Origin of the sequence: Clostridium gelidum (genome assembly GCF_019977655.1) — a bacterium.
Classification (GTDB): domain Bacteria; phylum Bacillota; class Clostridia; order Clostridiales; family Clostridiaceae; genus Clostridium; species Clostridium gelidum.
Window position 1 is genome coordinate 2615745 of sequence record NZ_AP024849.1, and the last position, 16609, is coordinate 2632353.

At 29.5% G+C, this 16609-nt stretch carries 17 protein-coding genes; 10 read left to right on the plus strand and 7 right to left on the minus strand.

The annotated features are described in order from the left end of the window. Nucleotides 1–330 precede the first annotated feature (330 nt). From kdpA to psyc5s11_RS11565, 9 genes are all read left to right on the plus strand, one after another. On the plus strand, nt 331–1989 hold the full coding sequence (kdpA, locus tag psyc5s11_RS11525) for a potassium-transporting ATPase subunit KdpA (protein WP_224037718.1): 1659 nt from the start codon (nt 331–333) through the stop codon (nt 1987–1989). A gap of 15 nt (nt 1990–2004) precedes the next feature. Continuing rightward, nucleotides 2005–4050 (plus strand): potassium-transporting ATPase subunit KdpB, encoded by a 2046-nt coding sequence (gene kdpB, locus psyc5s11_RS11530; RefSeq protein ID WP_224037719.1) that lies wholly within the window; start codon nt 2005–2007, stop codon nt 4048–4050. A gap of 12 nt (nt 4051–4062) precedes the next feature. After that, nucleotides 4063–4665, plus strand: a complete 603-nt coding sequence (kdpC, locus tag psyc5s11_RS11535; protein ID WP_224037720.1) for a potassium-transporting ATPase subunit KdpC — start codon at nt 4063–4065, stop codon at nt 4663–4665. 635 nt (nt 4666–5300) lie between these two features. Then, nucleotides 5301–5663, plus strand: a complete 363-nt coding sequence (locus psyc5s11_RS11540) for a helix-turn-helix domain-containing protein (protein WP_224037721.1) — start codon at nt 5301–5303, stop codon at nt 5661–5663. Nucleotide 5664: 1 nt separating this feature from the next. After that, on the plus strand, nt 5665–6231 hold the full coding sequence (locus tag psyc5s11_RS11545; protein ID WP_224037722.1) for a hypothetical protein: 567 nt from the start codon (nt 5665–5667) through the stop codon (nt 6229–6231). A gap of 293 nt (nt 6232–6524) precedes the next feature. Beyond that, nucleotides 6525–6845, plus strand: coding sequence for a heavy metal-binding domain-containing protein (locus psyc5s11_RS11550; RefSeq protein WP_224038181.1), 321 nt, complete (start codon nt 6525–6527; stop codon nt 6843–6845). A gap of 32 nt (nt 6846–6877) precedes the next feature. After that, the gene (locus tag psyc5s11_RS11555) at nt 6878–7087 is read left to right on the plus strand and encodes a hypothetical protein (RefSeq protein WP_375542000.1); all 210 of its coding nucleotides are present in this window, start codon (nt 6878–6880) and stop codon (nt 7085–7087) included. Nucleotides 7088–7228: 141 nt separating this feature from the next. Further along, the gene (locus psyc5s11_RS11560) at nt 7229–7366 is read left to right on the plus strand and encodes a hypothetical protein (RefSeq protein ID WP_224037724.1); all 138 of its coding nucleotides are present in this window, start codon (nt 7229–7231) and stop codon (nt 7364–7366) included. A 105-nt stretch (nt 7367–7471) separates the two neighbouring features. Beyond that, nucleotides 7472–8218, plus strand: coding sequence for a GntR family transcriptional regulator (locus psyc5s11_RS11565; RefSeq protein ID WP_224037725.1), 747 nt, complete (start codon nt 7472–7474; stop codon nt 8216–8218). 177 nt (nt 8219–8395) lie between these two features. Here the strand turns inward: psyc5s11_RS11565 and psyc5s11_RS11570 are convergent, their stop codons facing one another. From psyc5s11_RS11570 to psyc5s11_RS11600, 7 genes are all read right to left on the minus strand, one after another. Beyond that, a complete protein-coding gene (locus tag psyc5s11_RS11570) occupies nt 8396–9595 on the minus strand; it encodes an enolase C-terminal domain-like protein (RefSeq protein ID WP_224037726.1) in 1200 nt (399 codons plus the stop codon). A gap of 229 nt (nt 9596–9824) precedes the next feature. Continuing rightward, a complete protein-coding gene (locus psyc5s11_RS11575) occupies nt 9825–10157 on the minus strand; it encodes a PTS lactose/cellobiose transporter subunit IIA (protein WP_224037727.1) in 333 nt (110 codons plus the stop codon). A 36-nt stretch (nt 10158–10193) separates the two neighbouring features. After that, nucleotides 10194–10502, minus strand: a complete 309-nt coding sequence (locus psyc5s11_RS11580) for a PTS sugar transporter subunit IIB (RefSeq protein ID WP_224037728.1) — start codon at nt 10500–10502, stop codon at nt 10194–10196. Between the two features lie 39 nt (nt 10503–10541). After that, nucleotides 10542–10982 carry a hypothetical protein gene (locus tag psyc5s11_RS11585; RefSeq protein ID WP_224037729.1) on the minus strand — a complete coding sequence of 147 codons (441 nt, stop codon included), beginning with the start codon at nt 10980–10982 and terminating at the stop codon, nt 10542–10544. Between the two features lie 24 nt (nt 10983–11006). After that, on the minus strand, nt 11007–12314 hold the full coding sequence (locus tag psyc5s11_RS11590; protein ID WP_224037730.1) for a PTS sugar transporter subunit IIC: 1308 nt from the start codon (nt 12312–12314) through the stop codon (nt 11007–11009). A gap of 434 nt (nt 12315–12748) precedes the next feature. Next, nucleotides 12749–13894, minus strand: a complete 1146-nt coding sequence (locus tag psyc5s11_RS11595; RefSeq protein ID WP_224037731.1) for a universal stress protein — start codon at nt 13892–13894, stop codon at nt 12749–12751. A gap of 13 nt (nt 13895–13907) precedes the next feature. Then, on the minus strand, nt 13908–14456 hold the full coding sequence (locus psyc5s11_RS11600; protein WP_224037732.1) for a response regulator: 549 nt from the start codon (nt 14454–14456) through the stop codon (nt 13908–13910). 239 nt (nt 14457–14695) lie between these two features. Between psyc5s11_RS11600 and psyc5s11_RS11605 the strand changes: the two genes are divergently transcribed. After that, complete coding sequence (locus tag psyc5s11_RS11605; RefSeq protein WP_224037733.1) at nt 14696–16543, plus strand: ATP-binding protein; 1848 nt, start codon at nt 14696–14698, stop codon at nt 16541–16543. The last annotated feature ends 66 nt before the right edge of the window (nt 16544–16609 follow it).

Here is a 16609-nt window from a genome sequence, read left to right on the forward strand (position 1 = left end):
TTATAGGGTACATTTTACAAAATGAATTTACGGTATTTTTTGTTTCTCTAAAATCCTATCTTTAATTTTCTATAAGTCCTTATTTCGCTGGGATCTGCACGAATACGTTTTCACCTTAGGTATCTATATTATAGATAGAATAATAAATTTTAATAGTCATAGAAAAAGAAAGGTATACAGTCTAAATAAATGAAAAACCCATATAAACATGAATGTAATCACCTGATATTGCGGAAAACGACCAATAATTCAAAAAAATCGCGTTGTTTAACTAGAGCAATGGAAGTATAATTCAGTTCGTAGTTAAATTTTAAGTTTAGGGGTGATTATATGAAATGGCTATCTTTAGTTATAATCATAGGATTATTTGTATTAATATCAATTTATGTTGGTAAATACATGTACAATATTTTATTTAAAACAAAGTCATTTGTAGACCCGGTTATGGACAAAGTGGATAATGCTATATACAAAGTAGCAGGGATAGAAGACAAAGAAATGAATTGGAAAGAGTATATAAAGGCATTACTTACAACTAATATTGTAATGATAGTTGTAATTTTTATATTACTTATGGTTCAACAATTTATAGTAGGAGCAACAAATCCTAGTCTTAATATGAATTATCATACAGCATTTAATACAGCTATAAGCTTTATGACTAATACTAATTTACAAGACTATACGGGGGAAGTCAATCTAACTAATCTTTCTCAAATGATTGTAATTATATTTATGATGTTTACATCTGCTGCAACAGGATTTGCTGCAAGTGGGGCATTTATTAAAGGAATTACAGGCCATGAGCTCGGTAATTTTTATAAGGATTTAATAAGAATAATAACTAGATTATTGTTACCTGTATCAATAATTGTATCAATAATTATGATATGGCAAGGAGTGCCACAAACTTTTCAAGCTCATAAAATTGTACAAACTTTGGAGGGTGGTACACAAACTTTAGCGTATGGACCAGTTGCAGCATTAGAAAGTATTAAACATTTAGGAACAAATGGTGGTGGCTTCTTTGGTGCTAATTCAGCACATCCATTTGAAAATCCAACTCCATTTACTAATATATTAGAAATTTTACTAATGATGTTTACTCCAGGTGCATACTTTTATGTATTTGGAAAAGCAACTAAAAACAAAAAGCAAGGTGTTGCATTATTTTCAGCAGCATTAATTTTATTCTTGGCAGTTATTCCAATAATGTATCATTTTGAAGCGTTAGGTAACCCTGTTATGAATAAGATTGGGATAACTAATATTTTAGGAAACATGGAAGGTAAAGAAGTACGATTTGGAATGTTTGATTCATCTTTATTTTCAGTGGTTACTACAGCATTTACAACAGGATCTGTAAACAACATGCATGATTCATTAACACCAATAGGTGGAGCAATTACTATGTGGAACATGATGCTTAATGTGGTTTTTGGTGGAAAAGGTGTAGGTTTCATGAATTTGATTATATATGCAATGTTAGCAGTATTCATTTGTGGACTCATGGTAGGTAGAACTCCAGAGTTTTTGAGAAGAAAAATAGAAGGAAAAGAAATGAAAATAATGGCAGCTGTAATTTTAATCCATCCAATATTAATACTACTTCCAACGGCATTAGCAGCAGCAACAGGACAAGCATCCTTAAGTGGATATCATGGATTATCGCAGATTCTATATCAATTTACTACTTCTGCAGCAAACAATGGATCAGGATTTGAAGGGCTAGCAGATACAACAGTATTTTGGAATGTATCAACTGGTATAGTAATGTTTTTAGGTAGATATGTGTCTATGATATTGTTATTAGCTTTAGCAGCATCAATGAAAGAGAAGAGATTAGTGGCGGAAGGTGCAGTATCATTTAGAACAGATACGTCTTTATTTGTAGGAGTGTTAATAGCAGTAATTCTAATAATTGGAGCATTAACATTTTTACCAGTACTAGTACTTGGACCTGGTGCAGAGTTCTTGACAATATCTTGATTGGAGGAGTAAAAAATGAAAAGCAGTAAAAAGACTTTTATTACAAATAAAATGCTTAAAAGTGCTATAAGAGATTCTTTTAAAAAGTTAAATCCAAAGGATATGATTAAGAATCCAGTAATGTTTGTAGCATATATAGGTATGATAATTACAGCAATTTTAACATTCTTTCCTCAAATAGTAGGGGAAAATGGAAGAATATATAATGGTATAGTTACAGTAATTCTATTTGCAACAATAGTGTTTGCTAATTTTGCAGAAGCTATTGCTGAAGGTAGAGGTAAAGCACAAGCTGATACTTTGAAGTCAACTAAAAAGGATACAAAGGCAAAGCTTTTAAAGCCGGATGGGAGCTACACTATAGTAAGTGCATCTGAACTTAGAAAAGGAAGTTTAGTTTTAGTTGAAGCAGGGGACATGATACCTAATGATGGTGAAGTTATTGAAGGACTCGCATCAGTCAATGAGTCAGCAATAACTGGTGAATCAGCACCAGTTATTAAAGAATCGGGTGGGGATTTTTCATGTGTTACTGGAGGTACTACAGTAGTATCGGATTGGATTAAGGTAGAAATAACATCAGAACCAGGAGAGTCATTTTTGGATAAGATGATTTCACTTGTTGAAGGTGCTTCAAGGAAGAAAACTCCAAATGAAATAGCACTTTCAACCTTGCTTATAGCTCTTACAGTAATATTTTTAGTAGTAATTATATCCTTATATCCAATAGCAAATTTTGTAGGCGTAAAACTTGAAGTTTCAACCTTAGTTGCGTTATTGGTTTGTTTAATACCTACTACAATAGGAGGATTATTATCTTCAATAGGAATAGCAGGTATGGATAGAGTTACAAGATTTAATGTTATAGCAATGAGCGGTAAAGCAGTAGAGGCTTGCGGTGATGTTGATGTAATGATATTAGATAAGACTGGAACTATTACATTTGGTAATAGACTCGCAGCTGATTTTATACCAGTTGAAGGCATATTAAAGGATGAAATGATAAAATATTCCCTTATAACATCTATTAAAGATACAACTCCAGAAGGAAAATCAACAATAGATCTTGGACAAAAGCTAGGCTTTCAAATAGATGAAAAAGAATATGCAGAGGATGAGTTTCTAGAATTCACAGCTCAAACAAAAAGTAGTGGAGTGAATCTTAAAAATGGAGAGAAGATTAGAAAAGGTGCTAATTCAGCAATTATAGAATTTGTCAAAAATAATGGTGGTAGTATTCCTAATGATTTAAAAGAAAAAGTAGATGGGATATCTAAATTAGGTGGAACTCCGCTAGTCGTAGCTAAAGATGATAAAATTTATGGAGTAATCTATTTAAAAGATACAGTAAAACCAGGACTTGCAGAAAGATTTGTTAAACTTAGAGAAATGGGAATAAAAACTATAATGTGTACAGGCGATAATCCATTAACAGCAGCTACAATTGCTAGTGAAGCTGGGGTAGATGAATATATAGCGGAATGTACACCAGAAGATAAGATTGAAGCAATTAAGAAAGAACAAGATCTGGGCAAAATTGTTGCAATGACTGGTGATGGAACAAATGATGCTCCAGCACTTGCACAAGCAAATGTTGGAATTGCAATGAATTCAGGAACTATAGCAGCAAAGGAAGCTGCAAATATGGTTGATTTAGATTCAGATCCAACTAAGATATTAGATGTAGTTGGAATAGGTAAACAACTTTTAATAACTAGAGGTGCTCTTACAACTTTTTCAATTGCTAATGATGTAGCTAAATATTTCGCTATAATACCTGCTATGTTTATGATAGCAATTCCACAAATGCAAATATTAAATGTTATGAGATTATCTAGCTCAAAATCAGCAATAATATCAGCATTAATATTTAATGCAATAATAATTCCACTTTTAATTCCAATAGCATTAAAGGGTGTTAAGTATGTCCCTATGAAACCAGAAAAAATATTAAAGAGGAATTTAAGTATATATGGTCTTGGTGGAGTGCTAGTGCCGTTCATTGGTATTAAGATAATAGATATAATAATAACACCATTATTAGCCTTATTAGGTATGTAGGAGGAACAGATTATGAATGAATTAAAAAAAGCAATAAGATTAACTTTAGTATTAATAGTGATTTGTGGTCTAGCTTATCCACTACTTATTACGGGAATTGGACAAGTGTTATTTCCAAGCCAAGCAAATGGAAGCGTAATAACTCATAATGGAAAAGAAGTAGGTTCAAAACTTATTGGACAACAATATAATGATGATAGTCATTTTGTGGGTAGAATATCAGCTGTAAATTACAATACTTCAACTGATGGAAAAGAAATTGATGCAACATCAGGTTCGGATAATTTAGGACCAACAAGTGATGTTTTAAAACAAAGAGTTGAAGGAGATATTAAAGCATTTTTAGATAAAAATCCAACTTTATCTAAAGAAGATATATCATCAGAACTTATATCACAGTCAGGTTCAGGACTTGATCCAGATATAACTCCAAAGGGGGCTAAGATACAAGTAGATAGAATATCAAAGGCAACTGGAATTTCAAAAGATGATTTGGATAGGTTAATTGATAAAAATACGAAGGGAAAATGGTTGGGATTGTTTGGGGAAGAAAAGATTAATGTGCTTAGCCTAAATTTAGCAGTTGATGATATGAAAAATATGAAAAGTAATTAATAAGGATGTAACATCTACACAATATAAAAAATCTGATTTGAGTGAAAAAGATTCAAAAAGGTTGCAACAGAAAGCAAAGTATATTGCAGTTTCTGCACTATACTTTTAATATTAAAATAGTGAAGCGTATCATAAATAAATGCGAGTTTTACTAAAATTAGATAATAAAATATGAGTTATGAGCTATTCGCTTCCACTATTAAACCATCGGCAGAGAGTCGATGGTTTTCTTATGTATTAAGTTTAGAATAATTATTTCTATGTCAGTATAAATATAAAGGGGACATTAAAAATTATCTTTTAGTGATATTTAGCTAGACTAGCATATTAACTAAAATCTCATCTGTATCATTTGCCAGGACAGCAAGAATATTACAGTCACCGTCTTTAATTGCCAAATTATCAAATTGGATATTCATTATTAGCATTTACTATTTTCATTTCTACACATGTTTTGTTTTGGAATTCTTAAATGTAATTACGGAAAGAATCCAATCCTAAATAAATACATTAATTATACGTATATATTAAAAAGAAAAACGAATAGCAACGCATCGTTGACAAATTTTCGGCATTTTTTGGTAGACTGCAACCTCTAATTGTCTATATAATTGAATAAGAGAGGTGGCGAGTTAATGGGTATATCTGAAAGATTACAGAAATTAAGAAAACAAGGAAGCTATTCGCAAGAACAGTTAGCAGAAAAGTTAGGAGTAACAAGACAGGCAATATCAAAATGGGAAAGTGACCAAGGAAATCCAGATATTAATAATATTGTTAAATTAAGCGAAGTTTATAATGTGAGTACTGACTATTTATTAAAAGGTGTGGAGCCGATAATTGAGCCAATTGAAATTGATTCTAAACAAAATAGTGATAATTGTATATTAAGAAGAATGGTTACCATACTTTTATTTATTGCGGGTATTTCTATTGTTGCAGTTCTGTTCATTTTTAGCCTTGCTTTTTTAGCAAAAACATTTTTAGGAGGCCGTTAAAGTGAAAACAAAATTTTTTCTTTTATTAATTACTTTTGTATTTATAATGTCATTATCCGCTTGTGGAAATTCATCAGATGTTAGTAATGAAACAATCAATTTGTCATCAACCACATCCCCTAAGCAAACCATAGAAATTGCTTTTGAAGCACTGAAAAATGCAAATTCAAGTGGCTTTAATCAATTTATTCAATATAATGAGCGAAAAGATGGTATTTTCATATATAAGGATAATAAGCTTTTTGGCAATAATTTAGATGGAGAAGGAAAAAAATTTATAGAGAGTGTTTTTGCCAATCTTTCTTATGAAATAGGTGAAGTAAATGAAAATGAAGATTTAGCAACAGTTAAAATAAAAATTACCAATCGGGATTTATCAAATGTATATAAGGGTATATTACGTTATAAAGATTCAGATAATCCGCTCATTGAAGCAATCAAAAATGCTAATAGTAAAATGGTTACAACTGACTTGAAAATCACACTTAACAAAACGGGGGGAATATGGAAAATCGAAATGGATGCACACTTGATGGATGCTCTTTGTGGAGGGCTAGAGGTTAAATAGTGAAATGATACCAGAAAAGGGTGTTGTTATCTTGGATTCTGGAACTACTGTTATACAAATTTATTATTTGTTGTATACAAGGCTATAATAAGACTATATAAAGAGTTACTGAGGTAATATTATAGTCAATCAATCTCATACATGTCATTCTGACACAAAATTAAAGGACTTTAGACTTAGAGAAGCAATTTATATATAGTTATGCTAAGTATTTGAATATTTGTGGTCATGTAGTATATAATTAAACAAATGAACAATTGTAATTTAATGTGATTCAAAAGGAGGAAAATTCAATGATAATTGTTACAACTGAAAATATTACAGGGTACAAGGTAATAGAAGTAAAAGGTCAGGTTTTTGGATTAATTGTAAGAAGTCGTGGATTAGGTGGAAACATAATGGCTGGGCTAAGAAGTCTAGTAGGTGGAGAAATTCATGAGTACACAGCAATGCTTGAGGATGCACGTAAACAAGCGATTGACCGACTAGTTAAAAATGCAACTGCAATGGGAGCAAATGCGGTGGTAATGATGAGATTTGACTCAAGCGAGATTGGCCAGAATATGAGTGAAGTATTAGCATTTGGCACAGCAGTTGTAATTGAGAAGGAATAATTAACATGCACAAAATATTTAGTATTTATGCTTTGGTTGAAGCAGGAATTTTAATCTTTGCAGTTATTTCCTTAATATTTTGGGATAAGAGATATAGAAAAAATCATGGTTCTAATATCCCAAATGGGTTTAAGAGGACTGAAGAAGTAACCATAGACCCAAGCACTAATAAAAAACTCAGAGTTTACTATAACCCTACTACTGGTGAGAGATTTTATCACGAGGAGGATAATGGCATATAAATTTTCTCATATGATTGTAGGGACGTATAAGATATTATTTCATACTCTTATTTAATTGTCATAAATTAATTTATGGGTAGTGCAGAGTTGTAGGAAAATTTTGACTTTGTAGCAGATACATTAGGAGAAACAATTTCAAAAATGGTATTATTGGAGTTTCATAGTATTCTAAAGAAAAATACTATTGATGATGAAAGAGGCTTTAAGGGATGTTTCAATAATCATAGTATAAAAGATTTATATGAATTCTTTAATAATTGTGAACAATATCAATTGTAATTACAACATAAAAATTTATTTAATTATTTAAGAAAGTATTTCGGAGCTTTAGATAAGGATATAATGAGAATAAGACTTGAAGACTCTGTAAGAAGGAAAAAGCTAATGCTAATGAAAGTAGGTAGTATGGTGAAAAAAATTGATTTTATAGTAGATGATATAATGAATAAAATCACTCAAAAAAAATATACACCTGGCGAAAAAATATTGACTGAACGTGAATTGGCAGAAAAGTATAGTGTATCAAGGCATACCGTAAGAGAGGCATTAAAAAAATTAGAAAGCATTGGTTATATATACAAAATTCAAGGATCAGGAATATTTATAAGTGATTCTATCCACTATAATGCTTTAATATATAATTCGTTAACACAAAAAAAGTTTAGTGATATTAATTCCAAAGTACTATATTTTAAAGAAACAATTGCAGACCATGAACTTGCAGAAATGTTTAATATAGAATATATGTCAAAACTTTGGGGGTTTAAAAGAATTCGTATAGCAGATAGTCAAAAAGTTCAAATTGAAACTTCATTAATGCCTAAAGAATTATTTCCAAAATTAACTGCTAAAACAGTTGAAAAGTCAATTCATGATTATGTACAGTCTTGTAACTACAAAATTTCTCATTTTATTACAGAGTATAGGTCAATTAATATTTCAAAGGAGGATGCAGAATTATTAGATTGTAAAAAAGGTACTGCGGTAACAAAGATAAAAAATCGTGGTTATTTAAAAAATGGAATAGTGTTTGAAATTACAGAATCTCTTAATTTAGATTATTCCTGTTGTTATATAAATGATTACAATTCAGATATGCATAAATATCGACAATTTGATAAATATAAATAGGACTATTGCATCTTCTATAGTAATTATATCTAACATTACTATTTTTCCTTCAATAAATCTCTATATTAAATCAAAAATTATACTATTTATTTACACTTTTTATAATATAAAAGAACTAGGTCAATAAAATTGATTCTAGTTCTTCTATAGTTCAATATATGAATATTATTATAATATTTAAGGAGTGTGAATTGTTCCATTTGGTATTCTTGCTTGAGTCCATTCATGCACTCTGTATTGAACAGGATAATTTTTTGACATTTCTTCATTAAACTCTACGCCAATTCCAACTTTGTTAATAGGATAAATATATCCATTTATAACTTCTACTGCATTTGGAAATATTTCTCTTGTTGTTTCATCTAATTCCTCAAACTCTTGAATTGCAGCATTTCTCATAAACATATTTAAGTGTGTATTAACTGCAACACCTATTGGCGACATATCAGAAGGTCCGTGCCAAACCACATCAATTCCAAAAGTATTGCAAAAAGCAGCTAATTTTAAAGCAGGAGTTATTCCTCCGATTTGCGATACATGGCATCTTAAGTAATCAATATGCCTATTAATAATTAAATTTTTCCATTCTAGGGGATTATTAAAAAGTTCTCCGATTGCGATTGGAGTTGCACATTGATTTCTAAGTTGAGATAGCCATTCTGTTTGATCAGGAGGTAGAACATCCTCCAAAAAGAATAATTTATATGGCTCCAAATCTTTTGCAAGCTGTATTGCTTGATTTGGAGATAACCTTTCATGAACATCGTGTAGAAAATTAATTTCGTATCCATATCGTTCTCTTAGTTTTCCAAATAAGTCAACAATACTTCTCATATATTGTTGAGGATCGTAGTAGTCTCCATCCGTAGACTCGTTAGGTAAATGCATTTTGTGATTTTTACCACCATATTTGCCAAGCTGACATCTTATATATCTATATCCCTTTTCTATAAGACCGTCTACACTTTCAAATACCTCTTCAACACTTAATCCATCAGCATGCATATAGGCTGCAATTGCATCTTTAGATCTACCACCAAATAACTGATATAATGGCATATTAGCCAGCTTGGCCTTAATGTCCCATAATGCCATATCAATTCCGGAAACAGCATTATTAATAACTGGACCATTTCTCCAATATGAATTCACCATCATCATATTCCATAAATCTTCTATATTATTTGCATCTCTATTTAGTATTAATGGGGTTATATATTCATCAATCATAGCTTTAACAGCTAGGGGTCTTTGTTGAAATGTTGCACATCCATAACCATAAATGCCTCTATTAGTTTCAACTTTTACTACAATTAAATTATGTCGCTTGGGGTTAACTATAAACGATGTTACATTTGTTATAATAGTAGCTTCCATTTTAATCTCCTTATTTTCCTAATTTAAATTAATTATCAGATATTAGAGCTAATAAACTACTAAAGTAAGTGGTTTATTAGTATAAATACCTTCAGATGAAAGTCAATGTTCTTTAAATATTAATTATTCAAAATAATATTAGCTAAAGTAATTTAAAGAGCATGACTTAAACCCATAATTCTATCTTAAATATATTTTCTTTTTCAATCAAGTGCTTGTCTTTTTATAATTATTTAAAACTTATTACTTTTTGATCAGCTAAGGTTTTATACAAGTCAATAAATTCTAAAGCAACTATTTTAAATCCTTCAGCGCTCATTAATTGATCTTCTGCATGCATAAGTAGCAATGATGTACTTATAGTTTTTCCTTCTGCTTCTTCTTGAATCATGCTTGCATGAGCTTTATGTCCCTCTGCAAAATGCACTATTCCTTCTTTAATGCATTGCTCAGATTTTTCAATATTACCTCGTTTCATTTCTTTAATTGCTTCAATATATAATGACCTTGCGGTTCCAACACATGATATAATCTGAAAACATGTAAGTTCTAATTGTTCCATAATAACTCCTTTTCATTTAGTAATATAAAAGTGAATTTATTTTTCAAATAATTCTAATGCAGTATCTAAAATCTTTTCACCATCCATCATTCCATAGTCTTTCATATTTATTACAGAAACCTTTATATTTTTTGGTTCACAAATTTGTTTTGCTTTATCAAGAAAAAATCGAACTTGTGGCCCTAATAATGCAACATCTATTTGATCTAATACTTTTACCATCTCTGATTCTGGAAAAGCGTTAATATCTATTTCAATATTTTTCTTTTCCGCTATTGCTTTAATTTTATTTACTAAAATGCTTGTAGACATTCCAGATGCACAAAATAATCCAATTCTTACCATAAGTTATCTCTCCTTTGATATATTATTGAAAATGTTTATCTAAACAATATTTCTTAAAACCTTTATTGAAAATCTAATAGCTATTAATAATAAAATTGTTTGTATTATTAATAATGTATAAAACCAAATTAAATAGGATACTCCTCTAAAATTTAGTTCTACCATAGTCATCACAATGAATAAAAAAATGGCAAGATATCTATGAATTAATTTCTGTATTTTATTACCTATTTTCAATTCATTATACATAACTTTTCCTGTAATCTTTTGATACTGAAGAATTGTCTTACGATTAATTATGCATAAGTAAATATAAATCGCAAATAATCCTAAAGCGTATGTTGTATATTGATCTGCATTAACTGCAATATCTCGAAAATTTCCTAGTCTATAATTAAAATACATAGACATAGCTAGGAATACAATTATATATAATAAGATAAATTCAAAGATTTTTGCGTTAAAATACTTTTTTATCATATATGACTCCTTTCTTAGATCTGTTTAAGCTTTTTGTTTGTTTTCTAAATATGCTAATTCCTCTTTGTGTAACTTAGTATCATACATTTTAAAGAATGGAAAGTAGATAACCCAACCAATAATGACTAATACAATTTGTAGTATCGCTCCAGCTAAGCTATTAGTGATTAAATATCCAGCTAAAATACCAGGCATTGCCCATGGTAGTGTTACTCCAGTTGGATATGGAACTATACCAAAATACATTGAATAATAAGTTATAAGCACAACTACTATTGGAGTAATTGTAAATGGAATAATTAAGATTGGATTCATTACAATTGGTGCTCCAAATATAATTGGTTCATTAATATTAAATAGTCCTGGGATAAATGCTACTTTTCCTAATTTTTTTAATTGTTCCGACTTTGCAAGGAAAACAAACATTAATATTAATGGTAAAGTAAATCCAGCTCCTCCAAGCTTAGCAAAATCAATAAATGTATGAGTAACAATATTATGCACTGGTAACCCTGCATCAAAATTAGTTAAATTTTCAGCTTGCAGAGACATCCATATGGGATTCATAACACCAGTTACAATTGCAGCACCATGAATACCAAATGACCATAATAAAGATATTAAGAAAACTCCTATTAAAGCTCCAAATATACTTCCACCAAATCCATTTAGCGGCGCAGCTATTAATTTTTGGACCATTATATGGAAGGATTCGAAGCCTAAAAGAATTACGCCAAAGCGAAGTACAAATCCTATTACCATTACAAAGAAAATCGGAATCATAGCAGCAAATGCTCTTACTACATTTGGTGGGACTCCTTCTGGCATTTTAATCACAATATTCCTATTTATACAGAATGCATAGACTTTAACAGAGATAAATACCATAATCATTCCACCAAATAATCCTTGTGATCCTAGCCATTGTAATGGCATTGCAGCTATTGAAGTTTTGTCAATAACTACTGTTAAAGGTGTAACCATAGCAAATCCAACGACTGCTAGCACGGAAGCCGTTAATTCATCAACATTTAATTTAGCAGCATAATAATATGCAATACAAATAATTGTAAGTAATGTAAATAAATCAAAAGTTACATTTGACCATACTGTCAATGCACCAGATAAGGTTGTTCCTGCAAACTTAGTTGCTAAAATATCTGACCAACCTGGAATAGGTAAACTTTTAATAATTATTCCAATAGACCCGACTACTAAAAATGGCATAGATGCAATCATACCATCTTTGATAGCAGACACAATTGGGATAGTAGTGAATTTAGTTACAAAGGGCATTAAAAAATTTTCTAACCATGCTTCAAAATTCTTCATATTTATAATCCTCCATTTTGTTATTGTAAAGCTCTACATAAACATTTAAGCATATCTAAAACATCAAAGTCAAATTGGTACGTACTTTCATCTTTATTGTGAAAATTTTAATACCAATCTTCAATAAAAACTGAATTGATTATATTTAATACATTTAACTTTATAGTCTTCTAGATTGAATATAAATATACTAGGAAAAAGAACATGCTAAAGATTAAAATATTAAAGGCAATGTGAGTATATATAAATAAGTTCCATAGCGAGATAATGAGATGATTAGAAGAAACATATGGAGAAGAAAATAAAGATGTAAATAAAATAAGTTCTAAAAAATCAGAAAATGTAAAAAAAGAAGAAGCAGCTAATTTAGAAATAAATCAAAAAGCTGCTAATAAAGTTGATGATAATATTAAAATCAAATAATTCTCGATTTGCTAGAGTGAATCATAAGGAACTACAATTATCTGAATATCCGTAGATTGTTCTATAAATTTATTAGTTGTAGATCCTCTAAAAAGTCTTTGAAGACGAGTACGTTTTGGATGTCCTATAACAAGCTTTGTTATATGCTTTTCATGGGCAAATTTTAATAAGGCTTTAGAAACTGAAGTTCCTTCTAATTCTATAACTGTACCATTAAGCTTTTCAGATAATTCTATATTACTATTAAGCCCCTTAATTATTTCAGGTGTTTCTTTAGGAGACATGAAATGAGTACATTTAACATAAACAACATACCAAGGACATTTATACGTTTTAGCTAATCTAGCACCAAATCGTATTAAGCGTTTAGATTTTGGGTTAGAGGAAATTGATACCATAATTTTCTCCGAGGTATACCAGTTATCATGAATATCATGTTTATTTTTATATTCCTCTAAATCTTCATCAACTTCATCAGCAATTTGCCTTAAGGTTAATTCTCTAAGAGCACTAAGGTTACCAGCTCTAAAAAAGTTTTTAAGGGCTGATTCTATTAGATAAGGTTTATAGATATTACCTCTTTGCAATCTTTTTCGTAGAGCTTCTGGGGGCATGTCTATAACAACTACCTCAGCCTCAGCAATAATGTTATCTGGAATAGTTTCGTTAACACCTATACCTGTTATTTGTTTTACAATGTCGTTAAGACTTTCTAGATGTTGAAGATTAACGGTTGAATAAACATTAATGCCAGCATTTATTATTTCCAATACATCTTCATAGCGTTTCTTATTTTTAGAACCAGGTACATTAGTATGAGCTAATTCATCAACTAATACTAACTCAGGTTTCCTTTGTATTATAGCGTCTACATCCATTTCTTTTAATGGAATTGAATTATAGGTTATTTCTTTTAAGGGAACCATAGGTAAGTTATTAAGTTGCTTAATAGTATTTTCCCTTTCATGACTTTCAAAATATCCTATAACGACATCTTTTCCTCGCTCAAACCGTCTATTAGCCTCAGTTAACATAGTAAAAGTCTTACCTACGCCTGGAGCATATCCTAAGAATATTTTAAGTGATCCTTTAGCTTGTTTTTTATATTCTTTTAATGCTTCTTCAGGAGTAATTCTTTGTTTTTCTTCAATGTCCATATAATCACATGCCTTATTTCAAATTTTTTAATTCTTCAGAGAACTGTATAAATAAAGTTCCTTTTTCAATTTCACCTTTTGATATTAGCAAATCGCCAAAGTTCCTATAAACTAGAGGATCTTTGGGAACAATGTTATTTGATAAATCTATATATTCTTTAGATGATTTATCGTTTAATGTTTCAGGAAGAGCTTGTTTATTATAATCAGGAAATATCTCATCTAGTATTTTATGTATTGTAGTAGAAGTAAATGGTTTTTGAAGATAAGCTAGTGCACCAAGTTTAGTAGTTGTGACTGCATTTTTTATTGTTGCAAAGGCAGTCATTATTATTATATTAAATTTATAACCATCTTTTCTAATTTGTTCAAGAAGAGCAGTACCACTCATTATTGGCATTTTAATATCAATAAAGGCAATGTCAAAATCTATAATAGATATTAATTCTAGTGCTTCACTGCCATTACTAGCACAATGCACTTCAAATCCTGAATCTTTTAAACAATGAGATAACAGAATTCTAATATTCTTTGTATCATCAACTATTAATGCAGTTTTCATAACAAATCCTCCGATAATATTCTTAATAGTTTTATAGTACTTTAGATTAATTTTTTTATCAATAATAAATACTTTGAGTAAAGTAGATTATATTAACAAAAACATACGTATTAGGAAGGAGATTTAAGATAACAGTCAATAAAAGCATGGATTATAAATTAATAAAGTATTATGGACATTAGATAACTTGCTATAAGGTATAATATAATTTAAATAGTATGTTATAGGGGGGGATAAATATGATAAAGAGCATAAAATTAAAGATTCTTCTAATCATAATAGTATTTATATCATTAATTATAGGCAATAGTTTTGTATCAATTAATTTTTTTGATAAATTACAAGAATCCATAGATTCAATAATGCATGCTAATTATGATAGCGTAGTTTATGCACAAAATATGAATGATTCATTAGAAAGACAGGACAGTTTAGAACTTTCTTTTATATTTGAGAATAATTTAGAAATTTCACCTGAGTATGAATTAAATCATACTAATTTTTTAGCATGGTTAGGGAAGGCTAAAAATAATATTACAGAAGAAGGAGAACACGAAGCTATAGATTTAATTGAAAAAAATTATACTGATTATACAGATAATATAAAAGTATTAATAAGTATTAAAAAAAATCAAGGAGATAATGAAGGAAGTAAATATTATTATAGTACTGTTTTTCCACTATTTAAAGATGTAAAAGAAAACTGCAATACTCTTTTAGATATTAATCAGAAGTCAATGATTAATATGAAGGAAAAATCAAAAAAATTAGTAATTACGGCTAGATACTGTACACTTGGTATTGCTGGAGTTGTACTTATAATAGGTATTTCTATAATAAGCTATTTACTTAAAAAAATTATACATCCAATTGAGGACTTAGCAATTGGAATTAATAAAGTATCAGAAGGAAATTATGAATATAAAATTCCATTAAAAAGAGGAAAGGAAATTAATTTTATATTAGATTGCTTTAACAGCATGGTAGAGAAATTGAAAGAATATGATAGATTAAATCTAAATAAGATATTAATGGAAAAGCAAAGAACAGAAGCAATAATGGAAAGCATTAAGTCACCAATAATAGTTACTGATTATGAAAATAAAATAATAATGTTAAATAAATGTGCTGAAAGAGTATTTGATATAAAAGAAAAAAGGGTAATTAATAGGCAATTTTTAGAAGGAATTAAAGAAGAAAATATATTTAATATGATACAAAAGGCACGTAATTCCATTGAAGCGTATAAACCATTTGAAGATATAGAAATTGGAGATACTGAAGATAAAACATATTATAGAATAACAACAAATCCTATTTGGTTTAAGCATAGTGAGAATTTAGGAACTGTTACTATTATGCAAGATATAACTAAATTTAAAGAACTAGATGACATGAAAACAGATTTTATATCCAATGTATCACATGAATTTAGAACTCCTTTAACATCAATTTGTATGGCAGTTGGATTACTTCTAGATAAAAAGTCACATATTAGTGATGATGAAATAGAATTATTAACAATAATAAAAGAAGACAGTGATAAATTAGATGATTTGGTTGGTGAGTTACTGGATTTATCCAAGATGAAATCTGGGAAGATTGAGATGGAGATAAGAGATATAGATATAAATGAGGTTATATATGCAGTTAAAAGAGCATTTAAAATTCAACTTGAAGAGAAGAATATAGAATTAAGTATTGATACTAATGGGATAGTAAGAAAAGCAAAAGGAGACATGAATAAAATATCGTGGGTAATAGCAAATTTACTTGGAAATTCTTTAAGATATACTAAAACCGATGGTACAGGAATTATAGAAATAAAAGCAAGAGAAGTAAACAATACAATACTAGTATCTGTTTGTGATAATGGAGAAGGCATTGAAGAAAAATATCAAAAGTTAATATTTGAAAAGTTTATACAAATAAAAGATAAGAATGGAGATTCAACTGGAAGCGCGGGGCTCGGGCTTGCTATATGCAAAGAAATTGTAAAAGCACATGGTGAAGAAATATGGGTAGATAGTACTGTAGGCAAAGGTAGTTCATTTTACTTTACACTTAAAGCTGGAGAAGCCTTATAACCTATAAATATTTTTAAAAGGCTATAGGTAGAAAGCTCGGAATATATTGTAGATGAATTGCTTAGA